Origin of the sequence: Clostridium sp. MCC353 (genome assembly GCF_018785315.1) — a bacterium.
Taxonomy (GTDB): Bacteria; Bacillota; Clostridia; order Lachnospirales; family Lachnospiraceae; genus CHH4-2.
In genome coordinates this window covers 1-20,454 of sequence record NZ_WQPN01000128.1, presented here as the reverse complement: position 1 = coordinate 20,454, position 20,454 = coordinate 1, and the positions used below count along the sequence as shown (strand labels likewise).

At 46.5% G+C, this 20,454-nt stretch carries 25 protein-coding genes; 23 read left to right on the top strand and 2 right to left on the bottom strand.

Annotation, left to right across the window (positions count from 1 at the left end; translation table 11 throughout):
• The first annotated feature begins 59 nt into the window (after positions 1-59).
• The 7 genes from spoIIIAA to GPL15_RS20800 are packed head-to-tail and all read left to right on the top strand — an operon-like array spanning position 60 to position 4,428.
• The gene (gene spoIIIAA / locus GPL15_RS20830) at positions 60-1,031 is read left to right on the top strand and encodes a stage III sporulation protein AA (RefSeq protein ID WP_215700596.1); all 972 of its coding nucleotides are present in this window, start codon (positions 60-62) and stop codon (positions 1,029-1,031) included.
• A complete protein-coding gene (locus tag GPL15_RS20825) occupies positions 1,022-1,543 on the top strand; it encodes a stage III sporulation protein AB (RefSeq protein ID WP_215700595.1) in 522 nt (173 codons plus the stop codon). Before spoIIIAA ends, GPL15_RS20825 begins: the two co-directional genes overlap by 10 nt.
• A 12-nt stretch (positions 1,544-1,555) precedes the next feature.
• Complete coding sequence (gene spoIIIAC / locus GPL15_RS20820) at positions 1,556-1,750, top strand: stage III sporulation protein AC (protein WP_103228610.1); 195 nt, start codon at positions 1,556-1,558, stop codon at positions 1,748-1,750.
• Positions 1,751-1,777: 27 nt separating this feature from the next.
• Positions 1,778-2,164 carry a stage III sporulation protein AD gene (gene spoIIIAD, locus GPL15_RS20815; RefSeq protein ID WP_215700594.1) on the top strand — a complete coding sequence of 129 codons (387 nt, stop codon included), beginning with the start codon at positions 1,778-1,780 and terminating at the stop codon, positions 2,162-2,164.
• Positions 2,161-3,333 (top strand): stage III sporulation protein AE, encoded by a 1,173-nt coding sequence (locus tag GPL15_RS20810; protein WP_215700593.1) that lies wholly within the window; start codon positions 2,161-2,163, stop codon positions 3,331-3,333. The genes spoIIIAD and GPL15_RS20810 overlap by 4 nt, the downstream gene beginning before the upstream one ends.
• A complete protein-coding gene (locus GPL15_RS20805; RefSeq protein ID WP_215700592.1) occupies positions 3,309-3,902 on the top strand; it encodes a stage III sporulation protein AF in 594 nt (197 codons plus the stop codon). The genes GPL15_RS20810 and GPL15_RS20805 overlap by 25 nt, the downstream gene beginning before the upstream one ends.
• Positions 3,874-4,428 carry a stage III sporulation protein AG gene (locus GPL15_RS20800; RefSeq protein WP_346345013.1) on the top strand — a complete coding sequence of 185 codons (555 nt, stop codon included), beginning with the start codon at positions 3,874-3,876 and terminating at the stop codon, positions 4,426-4,428. The genes GPL15_RS20805 and GPL15_RS20800 overlap by 29 nt, the downstream gene beginning before the upstream one ends.
• 57 nt (positions 4,429-4,485) lie before the next feature.
• On the opposite strand, the gene GPL15_RS20795 is transcribed toward GPL15_RS20800, so the two are convergent.
• Both GPL15_RS20795 and GPL15_RS28165 read right to left on the bottom strand, forming a co-directional pair.
• Positions 4,486-5,031: a Uma2 family endonuclease gene (locus tag GPL15_RS20795; protein WP_215700590.1), complete on the bottom strand. Its 546-nt coding sequence runs from the start codon at positions 5,029-5,031 to the stop codon at positions 4,486-4,488.
• 138 nt (positions 5,032-5,169) lie between these two features.
• The gene (locus GPL15_RS28165) at positions 5,170-5,286 is read right to left on the bottom strand and encodes a DUF6783 domain-containing protein (protein ID WP_346345016.1); all 117 of its coding nucleotides are present in this window, start codon (positions 5,284-5,286) and stop codon (positions 5,170-5,172) included.
• On the opposite strand from GPL15_RS28165, the gene GPL15_RS28160 reads away from it, so the two are divergent.
• The 16 genes from GPL15_RS28160 (at position 5,251) to GPL15_RS27615 (ending at position 19,936) form a co-directional block, all read left to right on the top strand.
• Positions 5,251-5,337 (top strand): DUF6783 domain-containing protein, encoded by an 87-nt coding sequence (locus GPL15_RS28160; protein ID WP_346345015.1) that lies wholly within the window; start codon positions 5,251-5,253, stop codon positions 5,335-5,337. The genes GPL15_RS28165 and GPL15_RS28160 overlap by 36 nt on opposite strands.
• A gap of 91 nt (positions 5,338-5,428) precedes the next feature.
• Positions 5,429-6,190: a SpoIIIAH-like family protein gene (locus GPL15_RS20790; protein WP_215700589.1), complete on the top strand. Its 762-nt coding sequence runs from the start codon at positions 5,429-5,431 to the stop codon at positions 6,188-6,190.
• Between the two features lie 828 nt (positions 6,191-7,018).
• The gene (locus GPL15_RS20785; RefSeq protein WP_215700588.1) at positions 7,019-7,372 is read left to right on the top strand and encodes a hypothetical protein; all 354 of its coding nucleotides are present in this window, start codon (positions 7,019-7,021) and stop codon (positions 7,370-7,372) included.
• 181 nt (positions 7,373-7,553) lie between these two features.
• On the top strand, positions 7,554-7,940 hold the full coding sequence (locus GPL15_RS20780; RefSeq protein WP_215700587.1) for an Asp23/Gls24 family envelope stress response protein: 387 nt from the start codon (positions 7,554-7,556) through the stop codon (positions 7,938-7,940).
• A gap of 250 nt (positions 7,941-8,190) precedes the next feature.
• Positions 8,191-8,634, top strand: a complete 444-nt coding sequence (nusB, locus tag GPL15_RS20775) for a transcription antitermination factor NusB (protein WP_215700586.1) — start codon at positions 8,191-8,193, stop codon at positions 8,632-8,634.
• Positions 8,635-8,639: 5 nt separating this feature from the next.
• Positions 8,640-9,860: an exodeoxyribonuclease VII large subunit gene (xseA, locus tag GPL15_RS20770; protein ID WP_215700585.1), complete on the top strand. Its 1,221-nt coding sequence runs from the start codon at positions 8,640-8,642 to the stop codon at positions 9,858-9,860.
• A 27-nt stretch (positions 9,861-9,887) separates the two neighbouring features.
• Positions 9,888-10,109, top strand: a complete 222-nt coding sequence (gene xseB / locus GPL15_RS20765) for an exodeoxyribonuclease VII small subunit (RefSeq protein ID WP_215700584.1) — start codon at positions 9,888-9,890, stop codon at positions 10,107-10,109.
• 1 nt (position 10,110) lies between these two features.
• A complete protein-coding gene (locus GPL15_RS20760; RefSeq protein ID WP_215700583.1) occupies positions 10,111-10,998 on the top strand; it encodes a polyprenyl synthetase family protein in 888 nt (295 codons plus the stop codon).
• A gap of 10 nt (positions 10,999-11,008) precedes the next feature.
• Positions 11,009-12,886: a 1-deoxy-D-xylulose-5-phosphate synthase gene (gene dxs / locus GPL15_RS20755; RefSeq protein WP_215700582.1), complete on the top strand. Its 1,878-nt coding sequence runs from the start codon at positions 11,009-11,011 to the stop codon at positions 12,884-12,886.
• A gap of 67 nt (positions 12,887-12,953) precedes the next feature.
• On the top strand, positions 12,954-13,754 hold the full coding sequence (locus GPL15_RS20750; protein ID WP_215700581.1) for a TlyA family RNA methyltransferase: 801 nt from the start codon (positions 12,954-12,956) through the stop codon (positions 13,752-13,754).
• A gap of 23 nt (positions 13,755-13,777) precedes the next feature.
• Positions 13,778-14,635 carry an NAD(+)/NADH kinase gene (locus tag GPL15_RS20745; protein WP_215700580.1) on the top strand — a complete coding sequence of 286 codons (858 nt, stop codon included), beginning with the start codon at positions 13,778-13,780 and terminating at the stop codon, positions 14,633-14,635.
• A gap of 50 nt (positions 14,636-14,685) precedes the next feature.
• Positions 14,686-15,135 carry an arginine repressor gene (argR, locus tag GPL15_RS20740; RefSeq protein ID WP_215700579.1) on the top strand — a complete coding sequence of 150 codons (450 nt, stop codon included), beginning with the start codon at positions 14,686-14,688 and terminating at the stop codon, positions 15,133-15,135.
• A gap of 13 nt (positions 15,136-15,148) precedes the next feature.
• Entirely contained in the window at positions 15,149-16,810 is a 1,662-nt protein-coding gene (gene recN, locus GPL15_RS20735; RefSeq protein WP_215700578.1) for a DNA repair protein RecN, read from the top strand.
• Positions 16,811-16,885: 75 nt separating this feature from the next.
• Positions 16,886-18,163 (top strand): SpoIVB peptidase, encoded by a 1,278-nt coding sequence (gene spoIVB, locus GPL15_RS20730; RefSeq protein WP_215700577.1) that lies wholly within the window; start codon positions 16,886-16,888, stop codon positions 18,161-18,163.
• Between the two features lie 333 nt (positions 18,164-18,496).
• The gene (locus GPL15_RS27620; protein WP_252198538.1) at positions 18,497-19,405 is read left to right on the top strand and encodes a plasmid pRiA4b ORF-3 family protein; all 909 of its coding nucleotides are present in this window, start codon (positions 18,497-18,499) and stop codon (positions 19,403-19,405) included.
• Positions 19,406-19,936 carry a hypothetical protein gene (locus GPL15_RS27615; RefSeq protein ID WP_252198537.1) on the top strand — a complete coding sequence of 177 codons (531 nt, stop codon included), beginning with the start codon at positions 19,406-19,408 and terminating at the stop codon, positions 19,934-19,936.
• Positions 19,937-20,454: the final 518 nt, after the last annotated feature.

Here is a 20,454-nt window from a genome sequence, read left to right as displayed (position 1 = left end):
AAATCTCCTGGTATAAATTCCCGTCCCCTTCATATATTGAGGTAAGAGGAGGGGAAAGAATGGAAAAGAAAGACGAGCTGATTAAGATCTTTTCTAAAAACATCAGAGAAATTCTCAGGAAAGTCCCGGTAGATTTTGAGCAGGTTCAGGAAATCCGTTTGAGGGTACATGCCCCTCTTTTAATGGTTTACAACAACCGGGAATACTACATCAGCCGGGAGGGGCGGCTTGGCAATTATATTAATGAAGCTTACATAGTCACAAAAAATGAACTGAGAGAGACCATGGAGTATATGAGCAACTATTCCCTGTACGCCTTTGAGGAGGAGATGAAACAGGGCTTTATCACCATCCAGGGCGGCCACCGGATCGGGATCGCGGGTAAGACCATTGTGGACGACTGCGGAATCCGCACCATGAAGTTCATATCCTTTATCAATGTGAGAATGTCCCATCAGATCAAAGGGTGTGCGACGGAGGTGCTTCCTTATCTCTATGAACAGGGAGAAATCCTTCACACTTTGATCATTTCCCCGCCAAGGTGCGGCAAGACCACCCTTCTGCGGGATATGATCCGCCAGATTTCCAATGGAAATGACGAACATGAAGGCATTACCGTGGGAGTGATCGACGAACGGTCTGAAATCGGGGCCTGCTATCAGGGAGTTCCCCAGAACGATCTGGGGATCAGGACGGATATTCTGGACTGCTGTCCCAAAGCCAAAGGCATGATGATGTTAATCAGAACCATGTCGCCCCGGGTCATTGCGGTGGATGAGATCGGCAGCAGGGAAGACCTGGAGGCCATGGAATATGTGATGAACTGCGGATGCAAGCTGATAGCCACGGTTCACGGAAGTTCCATTGAAGATATAAAACAGAAACCTGTGCTCAGAAAGCTGGTTCAGGAACGGATTTTTGAACGCTATATCATTCTCAACAGCAAGGGCCGGATCGGGAATATTGACCAGATCTATGACAACAGAGGCACTCAGCTTTATTTGAAAGGGAGTAAATACGCATGCTCATAAAAATGATCGGCGGCGCCTGTGTGATAGCAGCTTCCAGCGGCCTGGGAATCTCCATAGCCAGCCAGTGGAAGAAGCGGCTGGAACTGTTAGAACAGCTCCGCAAAATGATATTTTTGTTAAAGGGAGAAATCCTCTATGCCAACGCCCCTCTGGAAGAGGCCTTTGAACGGGTCGGAAATAAGACCGGCGGCGTGCTGGGAACCCTGTTCACCGCTGTTTCCAAACGGATCAGGAACCAGTGCGGGGAACCTTTTTTTACCATGTGGAAAGAGGAAATAAGCGGAATGGATTCCGGTATCCTTCTTTCAGAAGAGGACAGGCAGAGCCTGATCTCCTTTGGAGAACATCTGGGATATCTGGACTGCGAAATGCAGGAGCGGACCATTTTGCTGTATTTGGAACAGCTTGACCTTACAATCGCGTATCTGAGAGAACACCAAAGAGAAAAAAGTCGTCTCTATACCAGTCTGGGTATTATGGGAGGGCTTTTTCTTACTATAGTGATGTGTTAAGAGGAGATCGGGATGGGTGTTAATTTAATATTCAAGATAGCGGCTGTGGGAATCCTGGTGTCGGTCATCTGCCAGGTGCTCAAACACAGCGGAAGAGAGGAACAGGCGTTTCTGACAAGCCTGGCCGGGCTGATTCTGGTCTTATTCTGGATGGTGCCTTATATTTATGAATTGTTTGAAACAATTAAAAATCTGTTTGCGCTGTAACCGGCTGTTTAAAAGGTGGTGAAACTTGTGTCTGTTGTAACGATTGCAATTGTAGGAATCGCGGCTGTACTGCTGGCGGTGCAGCTCAAGGGGATCAAGGGGGAGTATGGGACGTATCTGGTGATAACCGCCGGTATTTTCATCTTTTTCTACGGCCTCCAAAAACTGTCCACCATACTGGAGACCATGGAGCGGATTCAGGGATTTATAAAAATCAACGGCGTGTATCTGTCCACGCTGATGAAAATGATTGGAATTACCTATATTGCGGAATTTTCTTCCGGTATCTGCAAAGACGCGGGGTATGGCGCCATAGGAACCCAGGTGGAAATCTTCGGGAAACTGACCATATTGGCGGTCAGCATGCCAATTCTCCTGGCACTCCTGGAAACTCTGCAGGTATTTTTAGCATGAGGCGGCAGAAACTGTTTCTGGTTCCCTTTTTTCTGCTTTTTTTCCTGGCAGCCATGGCCTTCACTTCTTATGGAACGGAAACGGATCCGGGAAGCGTGGTCACGGGAATCGGAGCCGGGCTGGAAGACTTCAACATCGAAGAAATCCAGAAATTTATCAATGCCCAGAGCGGCCAGACGGGATGGAACCTGTCATTTTCCGAATTGGCCGGCGACCTGATGTCGGGAAATCTGAAAACGGTTATGGGAAAAATGGGAACGGCCGTCAAAGATTATCTGTTCAAAGAACTGAATAGCAGCACGCTTTTGATGGGACAGGTGATCGCCTTAGGAATTATAGGCGCTGTATTTTCCAATTTCTCCGGTATTTTCACCAGCAGCCAGATATCGGAAACCGGTTTTTTCGTCACTTACCTGCTCTTGTTCACCTGCCTGGCCGCCAGCTTTTTTTCCAGCATTCAGATAGCGGGACAGGCGGTGTCCCAGGTGCTCCAGTTCATGCAGGTATTGATGCCGTCTTTTTTTCTGGCGGCTGCATTTGCCGGGGGAAGCGTGTCGTCAGTGGCAGTTTATGAGTTCACCCTGTGGGCCATCACCATGGCACAGTGGCTTTTGATGGACGTGATGGTTCCATTTGTACGGGTTTATATCCTGCTTGTGCTGGCAGGTCATGTGACGAAAGAGGATATTTTATCAAAACTGACGGATCTGATTAAAAGTGTCATTGATTGGAGCCTTAAAACCCTGGTCGGGGTGGTTTTGGGATTCCATATGATCCAGGGCATGGTTCTTCCCTATGTGGATTCCATGAAAAGCGCTACCGTCCAGAAGCTGATCGGCATTATCCCAGGCTTAGGCCAGGGGGCGGGGGCCATTACCCAGATCGTCATGGGCTCCGGCGTCCTCATAAAAAACAGCATAGGAGCGGCTGGTGTGGTGGTGCTCCTGATCATGATGATAGTTCCCGTATTAAAACTGGTGGTCATGATGTTTTTGTACCAGGGAGTGGCGGCCATTCTGCAGCCAATCTGCGACAAGCGCATTGTATCCTGTATATCCAAGACCGGCCAGGGCCATAAAATGCTTTTAAATATCGTGCTTTCCTCGGCCTTATTGTTCATTATAACGATTGCGGTGGTGTGTTCATGGAAGAGCTTTACGGCTGGGTAAAAAATATTACCTGTTATCTCATTTTTATTACAGTGGCAGTAAACCTGCTTCCCAATAAAAAATATGAAAAATACATCCGGCTGTTTGCCGGTATGGTGCTGATCCTTCTGGTGGTGAAACCGCTGACAGGAAGCCTGCGCCTGGAGGATAAAATCAGCCGTTATTTTGAATCCATCAGTTTTCAAAATGAAGCGGAGGAATTAAAAAACGATCTGATCGGCATGGAAACGATGCGCCTTGCCAAGGTGATTGAACAATATCAGGAAGCGGTGGCCGGGGATTTGGAACAAATGGCCCAGATGGAAGGATTCTATCCGGTGTCCACCAGCGTTACTATTGAAGGAGATCAGGAAAAGGAAAATTTCGGACAGGTAACCCGGATCAGCATGACTGTTTCCACTGAAACCGGGCCCCAGGAAACGGTGGTGGAACCAGTGGAAAAGGTTGAGATCGGAAACCGTGACCAGGTGGTGAAAGAAAATACATCGCTGAACACACTGAGGAAACGGATTGAAGAATATTATGGATTGGAGGGAACCTATGTGGAAATTCAACTTGAAGAACGGTAAGGAACGGTGGCTGATTTTGCTGGCGGTCGGAATGATCTTCCTGATCCTTTCCTTTCCCACGGGTAATAACAAAAAAGCAGATATGCCCCAGATGCCCACTGAGGCGGCATCCGGGCGCAGTTCCAATGTAAAATATGAAGAAGACCTGGAAAAACGGGTGAAAAAGGTGCTGCGCAATGTGGACGGGGTGGGGGAGGTGGACGTGATGATTGTGCTGAAATCGTCGGAAGAGAAGGTGTACAGAGTGGACAAAAGCATTTCATCTTCTTTGGTGGAGGAATCGGACAGCAGCGGAGGAACCAGAAAAACGGATGAAAAGGAAGAGAGCCAGAGCACAGTGCTGACCGGCCAGGGAAGCGCCAATGCCCCGGTGCTGGAAAAAGAATTGAAGCCGGAAATCGCAGGAATTGTGATCAGCGCCCAGGGAGGAGGCAGCCCAACGATAAAAGCAGAAATTTCTGCGGCGATGGAGGCATTGTTTGACGTACCGCCGCATAAGGTGAAGGTTTTAAAGCGGGCGGAGTGACCACCCGCCCCTTTAGCTTATGATAGTTTTAGATAGCAGAACGGGAGATTTTGACGTCTATTTAAGTAATTCAGAAACAATGATGGATAAATCACGATAAATGCCTGAGTATATTACTTGGTTAAAAGTATAAATTACAGGATCTGCATCTTCCTGATAGAAATATACAGTAACTTTTTCTTTTGCTGGATCAATAATCCAGTATTCACGGACACCCGCTTCGGAGTAGAGTGCATTTTTTCGGTTGTAGTCCATCTTACGGCTGCTGGGTGAGACAATCTCTACAATCCAGTCCGGGGCTCCTAAGCAGCCGTGGGCAGTCAGTTTCTGTTTGTCACAGATGACGGAGATATCCGGTTCCACCCAATTCTTGTCACTGGCATCTAAATTGACAGCAAATGGAGCGGGAATAATTACACAGTCTCCGTTGTGGGCGTCGATATAATTTCCAATTAATTTTGTTAATTGGGCGGCTAATCTTTGATGTATGAAGTCTGGCGGAGCCATGGCGTAGAGCCCGCCCTCGATCAACTCGGCCCGTTTGCCTTCCGGCAGATTCCAGTAGTCTTCGGATGTATGAGTACGTGATTGGGGGAATGGCATATTAGGCTTTTCCTTTCTGATTTTATCCTATATTCTCAAGGATAGTTTTGCCGGTTTTATCGTTTTTAAATATAAGATGGCATTTTTATAGTTTCATTGTCAGAAGCTATATGAGCGGTTCCTTGTAAGAAAATGATATCATAGTTGCTTGGTAAAATAAATAATAAAAACAGAAAATTTGTCCCGGATTCGGTCAATGCAGCCCGCTATGTCTCCCTCATTCGGGACAAATCTCCCACAAACCGTGACGCACAGATGCCAAAAAGCAATTTTCAAACACACCCTAGACTTTTAAAATACATATAGTAAGAAGCAAATTTCCCAGAACAGGCATATTCAAGATATTCCATCATAAAATAAAGTATTAAAGCGGGTGGAATAAAAAGGAGTGTAAGAAATGAAACATATTAAAAGTCCGAAGAATGTGAACATGAAGAAACTTTTCCGAAGAAACCAGATCATCATTACGACACTTGCCGTTATGATTGCGGCAGCCGGGTACTTAAATTATGCAGGCAAAAAAGAGGTGGCATCAGCAGATCCTGTTTATGAAGCCGGCATGATGGAAATTTCAGATGAAGACATCCTGGCTGAGAACCAGGCAATGCTTTCGAAAAACAATGATAATCTCCAGGAAATCCCCAGTTGGGATGTGGATCTGGAAGAGGCGGAAAGCGTAGCTCAGACAGACGGCAGCGCCGATTCCCAGGCCACAGGAGAGAGCCTGGCCGATGCGTCCCAGGGAACGGAAACCGGACTGGAAAATCCGGGAGAAGCGGTTCTCACCAGCGGTATGAGCGTGACCGACTACATAGCCAATGTGCAGTTAAGCCGTGAGCAGATCCGTGCGAAAAACAAAGAGACCCTTCTTGGAATCATCAACAACACCAACATCGAAGAAGCCGCAAAGCAGCAGGCAATCCAGGATATGTTAAAACTCACAGAAGTTTCAGAGAAAGAGAACGCAGCAGAAACCCTGCTCATGGCAAAAGGATTTTCTGATCCTGTAGTCAGCGTTACTTCCGGAAAAGTGGACGTGGTGATCAATGCGGTCAGCATTACGGACCAGCAGCGGGCACAGATCGAGGATATCGTGAAGAGGAAGACGGAAGTTACGGCGGATAATATTGTGATTACACTGCTTAATTTGGAGGAGTAAAGAATTCATTTTAGTTCCTGGCGGGAGTAACGCCGGCAGAACACGGAACGAGCGGCGGACAGCCGGTGGGGGCGGTTTCCATCCGCTCTTGTCCCAGGCCCGCAGCGCCAAGCCCGCATTTTAAGGTCCACGGAGCGGCACAGCAGCCGGGAAGGAGCCGGCGGTTGAGGCTGGGACACCGGGAGGCCGGAACACAGTTTGCGGTTTCAGCTCATGGTTTAGGCCGGGGCATCTCTAGGGCTGAAAGTAAGGGAAAGAAAGGGTACCGAGAACATTCATCTAAGAATTTCTGAAGAAATTTTCGATTCAGTTTCTCTAAATCGCTGACTTTGAGGTCAGCGATTTCCCCTTCCTTTCCCTTACTTTCAGCCCAAGAGATGCCGACGGCCTGCACAAATCGCTGAAACCACAAACTGCGTTCCAGCCTCCCGGTGTCCCAGCCTCAACCGCCGGCTCCCTCCCGGCTGCTGTGCCGCTCCGTGGACCTTAAAATGCGGGCTTGGCGCTGCGGGCGTGGGACAAGAGCGGATGGAAACCGCCTCCGCCGGCTGTCTGCTGCTCGTTCCGTGTTCTACCGGCTGTGGATTGCCTGTTGTAAATGTTTTTTTTACACAGAGCGTGAAGGCATTTTTGAAAATGCCTTCACGCTCTGTGTAACGCTCTGTATAAAAAATGCTCTGAGGTTTAATTTGAGGTTCAATGCGAAAAAATAAAGTTAATTTTAAATTTGTATGATATAATTATTATAATAACAAAAGTGAAGCTCCAACTAAACAAGAGAACGCCAGCCAGCTTTAAGCCTGGCCCTTTTTCGGAATGGGGGAAGTTATGGAAAATAATACAAAAGATAAAAAGTTAAGAGATGAAATAAAGAAAGGTATTATAATGTCCCTCGCTGCATTGCTGGTTTGTATAATACTGGGAATATCAAATGAAGCGTTATTTTCACTATCTGCAATACTGCTGGTTTTTATATTTATTCCCATTATTATTGATAATAATATTTACTCGATAATCAGAAAAGCCCTTGGTTCGGTTATCCTGATTGTAACAGGTGCATTTGTGATAGCCGTATTCGGGAAAGAAGATTATCCGCTGGCTGTTTATGTACCCGTATCCCTAATAATTGTTTCTGCATCATTTGTTAAGTATAAATACAAATTATGGAAAAATAAGTATTAATAAAGTTGTGGGCTGTATGCATTGGCAAAAGGCGTATAGCAAAATAATCAGAAGAGGTAAAAGAAACATATTGAAAACAGAACGTCTTGTCTGGTGGCGTCTGTAATTCCGCATCTTCCCCTATGCAAAAACTCATAACTTTGCTATAATGGGTATAATATGAAACACAGGAGGTATTGCCGTGGCAGATTTAGAAGAGAGAAATACTCATAAAGTATATGAAAAAGATAAAATCGGAGAAGTTCAGATCGCAGACGAAGTGGTAGCCATTATCGCGGGCCTGGCCGCTACCGAGGTAGAAGGTGTGGATTCCATGGCCGGAAATATTACCAATGAACTGGTTGGAAAGCTGGGCATGAAAAACCTGTCTAAGGGAGTTAAGATCGATGTGACAGAGGAACATGTAACCGTAGATTTATCCCTGAATATGAAATACGGATATAATATCCCGGTGGTATGTGAAAAAGTTCAGGATAAGGTGAAAACAGCCATTGAGAACATGACGGGCCTTGTAGTGCTGGAAGTGAATATTAAAATTGCCGGAGTGAATATCGAAGGCGACAAATAAGCAGGCGGAAACGCCATATTTTACATGAAGTAATGCTCAGCCAGTTGTAGTTGCAGTTTTTAGCTGCGGCTGCGGCTGGCTGTTCTTGTTAAGTTCCGGTTTCCAGTACCCGGCGCCCGAAAACGGCAGGACGGTGGTGAAACGTGGCCCATTGGCGGCCTGCCAGCCTTTTTTATCGGATTAGCTATTGTGAAAAAAATGGATTTACGCTATAATTAAGCATTAGATTAGCAAATCAGGAGGATGTCACATGACCAGAAGAGAATTGCGTGAACATGGATTTAAGATGTTGTTCGCTGCTGACTTTTACCCGGCCGAAGAGAAGCCGGAACAGATAGAATTATATTATGAATCACCGGAGGAAGACGAGGTGTCTCCGGAAGGAGTCTGTGAAATCCTTCATAAGGCGGCATTTGACCTTCACGACAGTGATTATCTCCGCAAAAAAGTGGAGGACATCGAAGGGAAGATTTCTGAGCTGGACGCAAAGATTAACGCGGTGGCGGAAGGATGGACTACGAAACGTATGGGCAAGGTGGAACTGACCATTCTCCGGCTGGCCCTGTATGAAATATTATATGATGAAGATGTGCCGGAAAAGGTAGCCATTAACGAAGCGGTGGAATTGGCCAAGAAATTCGGAGGAGACGATTCCCCTGCATTTGTCAATGGAATTCTGGCAAAACTGGTATAGAGACTATGGCGAATGTTTATTCTGTTTCACAGGTAAATTCATACATTAAAAATATGTTTGCCCAGGATTATATGTTAAACCGCATATCGGTAAAAGGTGAGATTTCCAACTGCAAATATCACACCTCCGGGCATATTTATTTTACACTCAAAGATAAGTCAGGGACCTTGTCGGCTGTGATGTTTGCCAGCCAGCGGAGAGGTCTCACTTTTCGCTTAGAGGAAGGGCAGCAGGTTGTGGTCCGCGGAACCGTGGACGTTTACGAAAGAGACGGAAAATACCAGCTTTACGCCCAGCAGGTGACTTTGGACGGAACCGGAGGATTATATGAACGGTTCTGTAAACTGAGGGACGAACTGGAAGAGATGGGAATGTTTGCGCCGGAATATAAACAGCCGATTCCGGCCTATGCAAAAAGAGTAGGAATTGTGACCGCGCCTACGGGAGCGGCCATTCAGGATATTATCAATATCACACACAGAAGGAACCCCTATGTGCAGCTCATCCTGTATCCGGCCCTGGTTCAGGGCGAAGGCGCCAAGCAGAGCATTGTCACGGGAATAAAAACGCTGGATGCCATGGGAGTGGATGTGATCATCGCCGGAAGGGGCGGCGGTTCCATCGAGGATCTGTGGGCATTTAACGAAGAGGCGGTGGCCCGGGCTATATTTGAATGCGGGACGCCGGTCATATCCGCGGTGGGGCATGAAACCGATGTGACTATAGCGGATTATGTGGCAGATTTAAGAGCGCCTACTCCGTCGGCAGCCGCTGAACTGGCGGTATTTGATTACCGGCAGTTTGAGATGAAGGTGCAGTCTTACCAGCAGGTTTTAGAGAGAAATCTTGCGAGAAAACTGGAGCAGAAGAAATACAGGCTGGAACAGTACCGGCTGCGTTTGAAACTCTATCACCCGGGACGGCAGATGAATGAAAAGAGACAGCGGCTGGCTGATATGGAAGATGAGATGAAAGCCCTTTTAGACCGCAGCCTGATGAGCCAAAAGCACCGCCTGGCCCTTTTGAGCAGCAGGCTTCAGGGATTATCTCCTCTCGATAAGATAAGCAGAGGATTTGGTTTTCTTACAGACGGTGACGGGGTGAGGATTGAGACGGTAAAACAGGTAAAAACAGGCGATCCGGTTGAGATCTGGCTGTCCGACGGCGTGATAACCGCCAGGGTGGAGGATACCAGGGACAACAGCGGATTCATAAAGAAGAATTAGGAAAATCTGAGACAGAAAGGAATTTTCATGGCTGAAAAGGAAAAGACAACCGGGGAAGAGATGAATATAGAGCAGACATTTGAAGCCCTTGAAGAGATCATAGGGAAGATGGAAGCCGGCGAGACCACACTGGAAGAATCATTTAAATATTACGAAGCCGGTATGAAACTGGTAAAATCATGCAATGATCAAATAGATAAGGTAGAAAAACAGATCATGATCCTGGCTGAAGGAGAGCAAGAGAGATAATATGAATCCAAAAGAACAGTTAGAGGTTTATACTCAGGAAATGGAAGAAGCGATTGCCCGTTATCTTCCAAAAGAAGAGGGCCATCAGAAAACCATCTTTGAAGCGATGAATTACAGCGTCAATGCAGGAGGAAAACGGCTGCGTCCACTTTTGATGCGGGAAACTTACCGGTTATTCGGAGGGACGGGAGAAGAGATTGAGCCGTTTATGGCTGCGATTGAGATGATACACACATCATCCTTAATCCATGACGATCTCCCCTGCATGGACAATGACACCCTGCGCCGCGGGTTGCCCACCACATGGGTGAAATACGGTTACGATATGGCGGTACTGGCCGGGGATGCCCTGCTCATCTATGCCATCGAAACGGCATCCAAGGCATTTTTAATGACAGCCCATCCGGAAAAGGTGGGAAGGTGTATTGGAATCCTGGCACAGAAAACAGGGATTTACGGCATGATCGGCGGACAGACGGTGGATGTGGAGCTGACCAGTAAGCCGGTGCCCAAGGATAAGCTGGATTTCATTTACCGTTTGAAGACAGGGGCGCTTTTGGAGGCGGCCATGATGATCGGCGCTTGTCTGGGCGGAGCTGACGAAGAGCAGCTTAGGACTGTGGAGAAGATGGCCGCGGCCGTGGGGCTGGCATTCCAGATTCAGGATGATATTCTGGATGTGACGTCTGATCCAAGCGTGCTTGGCAAGCCAGTTCTCAGCGATGAGAAGAATAATAAAACCACCTATGTAACATTGGAAGGAATAGAAAAAGCGAAAGCCGATGTGGAGAAGATCTCCGGGCAGGCCGTGGAATATCTTCATGCCCTGCCTGGTAAAAACCAATTTTTGGAAGATTTAATCCTCATGCTGGTGACGAGAGAAAAATAAGGGATGCAGCATGATATTAGATATGATAAAACAGCCGGAAGACATTAAAACGCTTACCGGCGGACAACTGGAACAACTGGCGGAAGAAATCCGCACGTTCTTAATAGAGAAGATCAGTTGTACAGGCGGTCATTTGGCTTCAAACCTGGGGGTGGTAGAGCTTACGATGGCTCTGTACCTGGCATTTGACCTGCCAAAAGATAAGGTGATCTGGGATGTGGGACACCAGTCCTATACCCATAAGATCCTCAGCGGCAGAAAAGACAGTTTTGATGAACTGCGCAAATATGGGGGACTTAGCGGTTTCCCCAAGAGAAAAGAAAGCCCATTTGACTGCTTTGATACCGGACACAGCTCCACTTCGATTTCCGCAGGGCTGGGCATCGCCCAGGGCAGGGATCTCTTAGGGGAGGATTATTCTGTGATTTCCGTGATCGGAGACGGCGCGCTGACCGGAGGGATGGCCTATGAAGCGCTGAACAACGCTGCACGGATGGAACGGAATTTTATCATTGTGCTCAATGACAACAACATGTCCATTTCCGAAAATGTGGGCGGCATGTCCCGGTATTTGGGCGGGCTGCGCACCGGCGAGGGATATAATGACCTGAAAAAATTTGTGGCGTCTACTCTGGAGAAGATTCCTGTTGTGGGCTACAGCATCGTGGATAAGATCAGCCGGACGAAAAATGGAATCAAGCAGCTTGTGATTCCGGGAATGCTGTTTGAAAATATGGGAATTACCTATCTGGGCCCTGTGGACGGGCACGACATCAAACAACTGACCAAGACATTCCGGGAAGCTAAAAAACTGAATCATGCCGTTTTGGTCCATGTGCTGACAAAAAAGGGAAAAGGCTATAAACCGGCGGAAAGGAATCCATCCGGATTCCACGGCGTGGAACCATTTGACATCGCTACGGGAAAAGCGAAAAATGAGAAAAAATACCCGTCCTATACGGATGTATTTTCTAAGGAAATCTGCGAACTGGCCCAGAAAAACCACAGAATTGTGGGAATTACTGCGGCTATGCCGGATGGAACGGGATTGAAGCGTTTCGGCAAATTATTTCCCAACCGCTTTTTTGACGTGGGAATTGCGGAGGAACATGCGGTCACATCAGCGGCCGGTATGGCGGCTGCGGGGCTGCGGCCTGTGGTAGCTGTGTATTCTTCCTTTTTACAGAGGGCCTATGACCAGATCCTCCATGACGTGTGCATCCAGAATCTGCCGGTGATATTTGCAGTTGACCGGGCCGGATTGGTGGGCAGCGACGGGGAGACTCATCAGGGGATTTTTGATCTGTCTTATTTGACTTCCATACCCAATATGAGCGTGCTGGCTCCTAAGAATTTATGGGAACTGAGACAGGATCTGGAATTTGCAGTCAGATACAACGGGCCCATTGCAGTGCGCTATCCAAGAGGGGAAGCGTACCGGGGACTGAAGGAATTTGACAGCCCTGTGGAATACGGGAAGGGCGAGATGCTCTATGAAGAGGATGAAATCGCGCTGCTGGCCGTGGGAAGCATGGTGAGTACGGCTGAACATGTGAGAATGAAACTGAAATCCCAGGGATATCACTGTTCGCTGGCTAACGGCCGGTTCATCAAGCCATTTGATGCACAATTGGTGGACAAACTGGCGCAAAATCATAAAGTTGTTGTTACATTGGAAGAAAACGTGCTTCAGGGCGGATATGGGCTGCAGATTACAGCCTATATACACAGGAAGTATCCGGGGATTAAAGTGCTCAATATCGCATTGCCGGATGCCTATGTGGAACATGGCAATGTGTCGCTGCTGAGGGAAGGATTGGAGATCGACAGCGATTCCGTTCTGCGGACGTTAAAAGAACAATATCTGGATACTCTGGAAGAAGACTAGATTTTTAAAATCTACTCCGGATGGGGAGTCCAAAAGTGCCGCCTGTGCGGCAGGATGCGAGGAAATTATGAAAGAGAGACTGGATGTGCTGCTGGTGAGCAGAAATCTGGCAGAATCAAGAGAAAAGGCGAAAGCCGTCATTATGGCGGGGATTGTATATGTGGACGGCCAGAAAGAGGACAAGGCGGGCACCACATTTGAAGATACGGTGAATATCGAAGTCCGGGGAGCGACTCTGAAATACGTCAGCCGGGGCGGTCTGAAACTGGAGAAAGCCATGACCCATTTCGGGGTGGCTTTGGAGGGCCGGATCTGTATGGATGTTGGTTCTTCAACTGGCGGCTTTACGGACTGCATGCTGCAGAACGGGGCGGTAAAAGTGTATGCGGTTGACGTAGGACACGGTCAGCTGGCCTGGAAACTGAGAAATGATGAGCGGGTGGTCTGCATGGAAAAAACCAATATCCGTTATGTGACCCCGGAAGATATCGGGGACCGGATCGATTTTTCCTCCATTGACGTTTCATTTATATCCCTTACCAAAGTGCTGGGGCCGGTAAAACAGCTTTTAAAAGAGGATGGACAGATCGTCTGCCTGATTAAACCCCAGTTTGAGGCGGGCAGGGAAAAAGTTGGAAAAAAGGGTGTGGTGCGTGAAAAGAGCACCCATCTGGAAGTGATAGAGGCTGTAATCAATTTTGCGGTTGGAATCGGTTTCGAAATACTGGGGCTTGAATTCTCTCCGATTAAGGGGCCGGAGGGGAATATTGAGTACTTACTATATCTGCAGAATCATTTGTCCGGAACTTATGATACAATACCTGTAGATGCGAAAGCTGTGGTGGAAGAGGCGCACAGCGCCTTGTAGAAGCGGCAGATTGAGAGGGAGAGATGGAGTATTTTTACCTGATTGTAAATCCTGAAAAGGAGAGCGCTTGTGAGGCGGCAGAGGCGGTCAGCCTTTATCTGCGGGAACGGGGGGCGGCCTGTGTGATCCAGAAGAATGGAACAGGTATGAGCGGGAAAGGCTACAAATATACAAACCTTGCCGCCCTGCCGCCAAAGACCCAGTGTGTGATAACCTTTGGCGGCGACGGCACCCTGATCCAGGCGGCCAGGGACCTGGCGGGAAGCAGCCTTCCTTTAGTCGGCGTCAATATGGGGCGGCTGGGATATCTGACCCAGATCAGCAGGGAAGAGGAAATCGGCTGCCTGCTGGACGGCCTGGTCGACGATAATTACCAGTTGGAAAAACGGATGATGCTCACAGGGGCGGCTTACCATGAGGGAGCCAGAGTTTATCAGGATATTGCCCTGAATGAGATCGTAATCACCAGAAAAGACCTGTTAAAGGTTTTGAGGTTCCGGCTCTATGTCAATGAAGAATTTTTAAACGAATATACGGCCGATGGTATGATCATCGCTACGCCCACCGGTTCCACCGCTTATAATTTATCTGCCGGAGGGCCGATTGTGGTCCCGGATTCGCGGATGATCATCGTGACCCCCATCTGCTCCCACAGCCTGAATGCCAGAAGCATTGTGCTCTCTGCCGATGACTGCATAAAGATCAGGATTGAGGGATCGGACGCCAGAGGGCAGGTGGCGGTATTTGACGGCGATACGGCCACGGATTTATTGACCGGAGATTATATCGAGATACAGCAGGCAGAGATTGATACCACATTGATAAAACTGAAAGACGTCTCATTCATGGACACCCTTAGAAATAAGATGGCCATAGTGTAAGGCGGCGGGGAGAGAAGCGTGTGAAAAACGCTCTGGCATGGAGGAATGGCATGAAAGTTGAAAGACACAGCATGATTGTGGAACTGATTGGAAAATATGAAATAGAGACACAGGAGGAACTGGCTGAGTACTTAAACCAAAGGGGATTTAACGTCACCCAGGCTACGGTTTCCAGGGATATCAGGGAACTGAAGCTGACAAAAGTCCAGGCCGGCAATGGGAAACAGCGGTATGTGGTGCTCCAGAACCAGGGCACTCCCAGCGACAAATACATCCGTATTTTGAGAGACGGTTTTCTGTCCATGGATATGGCCCAGAACATATTGGTGATTAAAACGGTTTCCGGCATGGCCATGGCTGTGGCGGCGGCTTTGGATGCCATTCATTTTCATGAAATTGTGGGCTGTATTGCAGGTGACGACACCATCATGTGCGCGGTCCGCAGCGTGGATGATACCATCCTTGTTATGGATAAAATTAAAAAACTCATAGCAGAATAGAAGGAGTGATGATATGCTCTTGGACTTACATGTTAAAAATCTTGCCCTGATCGAACGGGCGGATATTGAATTCGGTGATGGACTGAACATTCTGACCGGAGAAACCGGCGCCGGTAAATCCATCATCATCGGTTCGGTGAATATTGCGTTGGGAGGAAAAGTGCCCCGCGACATCATCCGGACAGGGGAGGACTATGCCTATATTGAGCTTGTTTTTTCTGTCACCGAACCGGCAAAAACAGAAATGCTGAAAGAAATGGATGTGATTCCCGACGGCGACGGCATGGTGATCATCTCTAAGAAGATCATGCCTTCCAGAAGTGTAAGCAAAATCAACGATGAAACGGTGACAGCGGCCAAACTGCGGTCAATTACCAGCCTTCTGATCGACATCCATGGCCAGCATGAACATCAGTCTCTATTATACAAATCTAAGCATCTTGAAATTCTGGATGCATATGCCAAATCCCAGACACTACCTGTAAAACAGAATATTGCAGATTTGTATCATGAATACATGCAGATCAAAGAACGGCTGGAATCCCTGTCCATGGATCAGGAGAGCCGGCTGAGGGAGGCGGATTTTTTACGGTTTGAGATCGAAGAAATTGAAAATGCCGGACTGAAGGAAGGCGAAGAAGAGGAATTGACCCAGGAGTACCGGAGATTTAACAATGCCCAGAAGATCACTGCCGGACTTTCCGCCGCATATGAAGCGGTGGGCGGGGATGGAATCGGCCATGCGTTAAAAGAAGTGAACCAGATTGCTGATTATGATGAAAAGCTTTCCAGTATCAGGAACCAGTTGTACGATGTGGACGCTATTTTAAGCGATGTGGCCCGGGACATCATGAACTATATGGACGATATGAATTTTGATGAGGAAGAATTTTTCCGCATCGAAAAGCGTCTCGACCTGATTCACAATCTCCAGGCCAAATACGGGGACACGGTGGAGAAAATCCTTTCCTGTATGGAAGAAAAAAAGAAAAAACTGGATGAGCTGGAAAACCATGACCTGATCTGCCGTCAATTGGAAAAGGAACTTTCTGAAACAGAGCATAAATTAGAGGGTTTTAGTCAAAAATTATCAGAAATCAGAAAGAAAGCTTCTGTTGCGCTGACGAAAAAAATCAAAGAGAGTCTGGCTGACCTCAATTTTATAGATGTGGAATTTATTATGACATTTAAACGTCTGGACCATTATACGTCCGGCGGTTTTGATGAGGCGGAGTTTATGATTTCCACCAATCCGGGCGAAGCGCCGAAACCTTTAGGCGCAGTGGCATCCGGCGGAGAGCTTTCCCGTATTATGCTGGCGGTGAAAACCGTTCTGGCTGACAGTGACGAAATCCCCACATTGATATTTGATGAAATCGATACGGGAATCAGCGGAAGGACAGCACAAAAAGTTTCGGAAAAATTAGCATATATCTCGAAAACCCACCAGGTGATCTGCATCACCCATTTACCTCAGATCGCGGCCATGGCCGACACACATTTTGAAATCGCGAAACATGTGGCGGATAAGAAGACAGTTACCACAATCCGCCCATTAGATGAAGAAGAGATGGTGAAAGAACTGGCCCGTCTTCTGGGCGGCGCTCAGATTACGGATACGGTCTATCAAAATGCGAAAGAGATGAAAATACTGGCAGGCACCACAAAAAAATAACATCTAAAAAATAACAGACTGATTTCCCAAAGTCGGACACATACTAACTAGGAACTTAAAAGGAGGTATGTGGGGATGACGGGAAAGAGGAACGTGTGCAGATATCTGATCGCTCTTGGCGGTCTGATCCTTCTGCTATTATCAGCTTTTTCATATTACTATGTAATGCGGGTAATACCCGATCAATTGAATATTGTAGTTTCAGAAGAAGAACAGTTTCATTTTACGATGCCGCTCAGTTCCACTCTTTTCAGCGAAAGCGAAGAGGTGGTGCTGAACAACGGATCGGATATACCATCGAATCAGATTACCATCCAGGGAAAGGAACCATTTTCCCTCTATTCCAACAACCAGGGCAGCTACCGTTTGGGGATTAAGCTCTTTGGCTGGCTTCAGCTCAAGGAGATTCAGGTGGACGTGGTGGACACCAGATACGCAATTCCCTGTGGCGTGCCCATTGGAATTTACTTAAAATCAGATGGTATTATGGTAATCGGTACCGGCAAGGTGACCGATACCCAGGGAATGGAAACGGAACCGGCCATGGGAATTTTAAAATCCGGGGATTATATTGAATCGATTAACGGCCAGCCATTAAAGGATAAGGAAGAGCTGGTGGAGGCGGTCAATAAGATTGGAAATTCGGAAGCAGTCCTTCAGGTGAGAAGGGACGGCCAGCCCATAGAAGTGAAGATGAGCCCAATCGCCACTTCGGAAGGCGACTACAAACTGGGCGTCTGGGTCAGAAGCGACACCCAGGGAATCGGCACGATGACATATTTGGATTTAAATGGAAATTTTGGCGCGCTGGGCCACGGAATCAGCGATATGGACACCTCATCCGTGGTGGAGATTACCAATGGCACGCTGTATGATACGGAAATCATGGGAATCGAAAAGGGCACCATAGGCAAGCCGGGCGTCATGTCCGGAGTGATCTATTATGGGCCGGGATCCACATTGGGCACCATTGAAAGCAATACGGACGAGGGCATTTTTGGTATTGCTAATGAAAGGCTTGAAAAGCAGATCCAGGGCGAACCCATGGAGATCGGCTACCGCCAGGATGTGGTGAAGGGACAGGCGTTTATCAGAAGCGCGGTTTCAGGGGAGTTAAAGGATTATGAAATTGAAATACAGAAAGTGGATTATTCCAACAACCATAAGACCAAGGGAATGGTGATTAAGGTTGTGGATGAGGAATTGTTGAACCTGACTGGGGGGATTGTGCAGGGGATGAGCGGAAGCCCGATTATACAGAATGGGAAACTGATTGGGGCGGTGACCCATGTGTTTATACAGGATTCGACCAGGGGGTATGGGATATTTGTGGAGAATATGATCGAGCATTGAGGATGGGGGAGGATTTAGTAAAAAGGAAGGCGTTGGGAGGTTGCCCGTATATGCCTTCCTTTTTGCTGTGATTTGTTTGCGGTATAGACGAGGCGTTAAACAATTATATAATTAACTAACTAAAGAAAAACAAGATATAAATTGAATATGATTTGCTTTATTGCGCCAGATGATATTGAAAAAGAAAGGAAGTTTGAACAAGAAACTCTTGGAACAGATAGACTTTATATGGGTGGCGGATTATAATAAATACAAACAAATGTTTGTGGTAGGAGATTTCAACTATGGGAGCAGAATTATTTATATAAATCTGAGAAAAGAGGATAAAATGTCATGCCATATTTATACTATCAATTAAAAGTTGCACCAGTATATAATAATCAGGTATATCGTGTCATAGAGATAGACGGCAATCGGACATTTGCGGATTTAAGCGACGCAATATTAAATGCGTTTAAATTTGATCACTCTCATCTGTATATGTTCAGCAAGAGCAGAAAGCCATATGATCCGAAGGGTTACTATCATCCGATGTCAGACAGAAATATTTCGGCGGATAAGGTTCGCCTGAGGGATGAAAAGCTGGTTGTAAGAAATAAATACCTTTATTTATATGATTTTGGTGATGAATGGATGTTTTATATCACGGTAACCGGAATTAGAGAGACTGAAAAGGAAACACCTGTTTCAACAATCAAGAGCAAAGGGGATTTGTGGCAATATCCGGACTGGGAAGAGGATGAATGTTACGATGATGACGACGAACATTTTGATGACGATGAACATTCTGATTATGATGATACCGATATTTATGATGCTGATATTGATGATACTGATGATGAGAATGATTATGATGAACCGGATGCTTTGGTAATCACAGTTGTTGATGAATCGGATGATGTGGTTGTTGAAAGGCTGCTGGCGATACCGGCCCTGCTTCACCGGATGTGGATCAGACTGGTTGAAAAGGATTTACCCTTGACTGGAGATGAAGAAATCATTTTATTACGTAGGTTGGAAGAAGCTGGACTGGTTGATGTAGACGAGACGGAAGAACATTTAAACCTGAAGGTAAGGTGCGGAAAAGAGAACTGGAAAGAATATGGTATTCACGCTAACTTGCAGAAGCGGTGTGCGTTTGAAAATACACTGCTGTCACTGGCTGGAATCTATGGAGTGATAGAACGAGAACTTTTTTATGGTGTGTCATGTGATGATATAATGATTCCAACTTGTTCTTAAATGGAGTTTGATGAAACTATTGAACGGCTTAGACGCTGGAACTTTTGGAAGATTGCGGAACTGGGTGATGGAAAGACATACATCACTTCTTTCTGTAATGCAACAGCAGAGGAAATCTTACATAAAAGGAACAAATATCCTGTAAAATGGTATTATACGGTTGGGGACTCGTTGCAGAATGCCTTGGCATCAGGAGAGTGGAAGTCGGAATTTCCAATTTATGGAAAAGCGTTTAGTCATTTATTATTTGATTGTAGGTGGAAGCCTGAAAATGTAAGTGAATTGATGGACCAGTTGCTTCAATGCATTGCCATTGGAATGACGGAACAAGAATACTCTGATTGGATTTCTAATTTTTTTAAAGATAATGGTATTTCCCTGACTAAACGGATGAATAAGTTATTTCGGGAACTGCGCAATGATTTTCCGTCTGCAGTACTTAAAGGATATACTTGGGGGGAATATGAGAAAAACCGGAAAGATGGATTTCATCAACTGACACTGTTTGAGGAAGAACTGCCGTTTCAGTGAAAATAGCTGTAAGAGATAGGGAGGCAGTCTGCAGTATGGAGAGAGTTAGCAGAGATGTTTTTTAGAGAGCAGAAGACATAATAAAGATACCTAGATACCTATTTGGAAATTGATGGGGGGATTGTAAAGTTGATATCGTAGTCTCTTTTTTACTATACCTTATGCGGAGAGAATCGCGTAGGTCAATGATACATACAGCGGTGGGAATTGACGGTCAGATGGAGTGAAGGGTCTAAGGTTTATTACATCTGAATGGAAAGTAAAATTCTATATATCATCTATTAAGTATATTAAAATTAAAATTATCACTGTAGGTGCGAATATGAAGTGCACATGAAAAGCCCGGGGGATTCGCACCTGTTTTCTTGTGATTTTTTAGAAAAATGAAGTCGAAATTAGATAATAGATTGTAATATAGGAGAGTATATTGTATAGTTTATATGAAATGTAGGCGATTTGTTATGGGAGAATTGGCTATGTTTGCTGTCGGCCTTCGCGTGAGGGCTGTGGGTTGAAAT

Bases quoted from the DNA above. Each gene is read 5' to 3' on its own strand.
- spoIIIAA (WP_215700596.1), top strand. From the start codon at position 60: ATGGAAAAGAAAGACGAGCTGATTAAGATCTTTTCTAAAAACATCAGA.
- GPL15_RS20825 (WP_215700595.1), top strand. From the start codon at position 1,022: ATGCTCATAAAAATGATCGGCGGCGCCTGTGTGATAGCAGCTTCCAGC.
- spoIIIAC (WP_103228610.1), top strand. From the start codon at position 1,556: ATGGGTGTTAATTTAATATTCAAGATAGCGGCTGTGGGAATCCTGGTG.
- GPL15_RS20810 (WP_215700593.1), top strand. From the start codon at position 2,161: ATGAGGCGGCAGAAACTGTTTCTGGTTCCCTTTTTTCTGCTTTTTTTC.
- GPL15_RS20805 (WP_215700592.1), top strand. From the start codon at position 3,309: ATGGAAGAGCTTTACGGCTGGGTAAAAAATATTACCTGTTATCTCATT.
- GPL15_RS20800 (WP_346345013.1), top strand. From the start codon at position 3,874: ATGTGGAAATTCAACTTGAAGAACGGTAAGGAACGGTGGCTGATTTTG.
- GPL15_RS20795 (WP_215700590.1), bottom strand. From the start codon at position 5,031: ATGCCATTCCCCCAATCACGTACTCATACATCCGAAGACTACTGGAAT.
- GPL15_RS20790 (WP_215700589.1), top strand. From the start codon at position 5,429: ATGAAACATATTAAAAGTCCGAAGAATGTGAACATGAAGAAACTTTTC.
- GPL15_RS20785 (WP_215700588.1), top strand. From the start codon at position 7,019: ATGGAAAATAATACAAAAGATAAAAAGTTAAGAGATGAAATAAAGAAA.
- nusB (WP_215700586.1), top strand. From the start codon at position 8,191: ATGACCAGAAGAGAATTGCGTGAACATGGATTTAAGATGTTGTTCGCT.
- xseA (WP_215700585.1), top strand. From the start codon at position 8,640: ATGGCGAATGTTTATTCTGTTTCACAGGTAAATTCATACATTAAAAAT.
- xseB (WP_215700584.1), top strand. From the start codon at position 9,888: ATGGCTGAAAAGGAAAAGACAACCGGGGAAGAGATGAATATAGAGCAG.
- GPL15_RS20760 (WP_215700583.1), top strand. From the start codon at position 10,111: ATGAATCCAAAAGAACAGTTAGAGGTTTATACTCAGGAAATGGAAGAA.
- dxs (WP_215700582.1), top strand. From the start codon at position 11,009: ATGATATTAGATATGATAAAACAGCCGGAAGACATTAAAACGCTTACC.
- GPL15_RS20750 (WP_215700581.1), top strand. From the start codon at position 12,954: ATGAAAGAGAGACTGGATGTGCTGCTGGTGAGCAGAAATCTGGCAGAA.
- GPL15_RS20745 (WP_215700580.1), top strand. From the start codon at position 13,778: ATGGAGTATTTTTACCTGATTGTAAATCCTGAAAAGGAGAGCGCTTGT.
- argR (WP_215700579.1), top strand. From the start codon at position 14,686: ATGAAAGTTGAAAGACACAGCATGATTGTGGAACTGATTGGAAAATAT.
- recN (WP_215700578.1), top strand. From the start codon at position 15,149: ATGCTCTTGGACTTACATGTTAAAAATCTTGCCCTGATCGAACGGGCG.
- spoIVB (WP_215700577.1), top strand. From the start codon at position 16,886: ATGACGGGAAAGAGGAACGTGTGCAGATATCTGATCGCTCTTGGCGGT.
- GPL15_RS27620 (WP_252198538.1), top strand. From the start codon at position 18,497: ATGCCATATTTATACTATCAATTAAAAGTTGCACCAGTATATAATAAT.
- GPL15_RS27615 (WP_252198537.1), top strand. From the start codon at position 19,406: ATGGAGTTTGATGAAACTATTGAACGGCTTAGACGCTGGAACTTTTGG.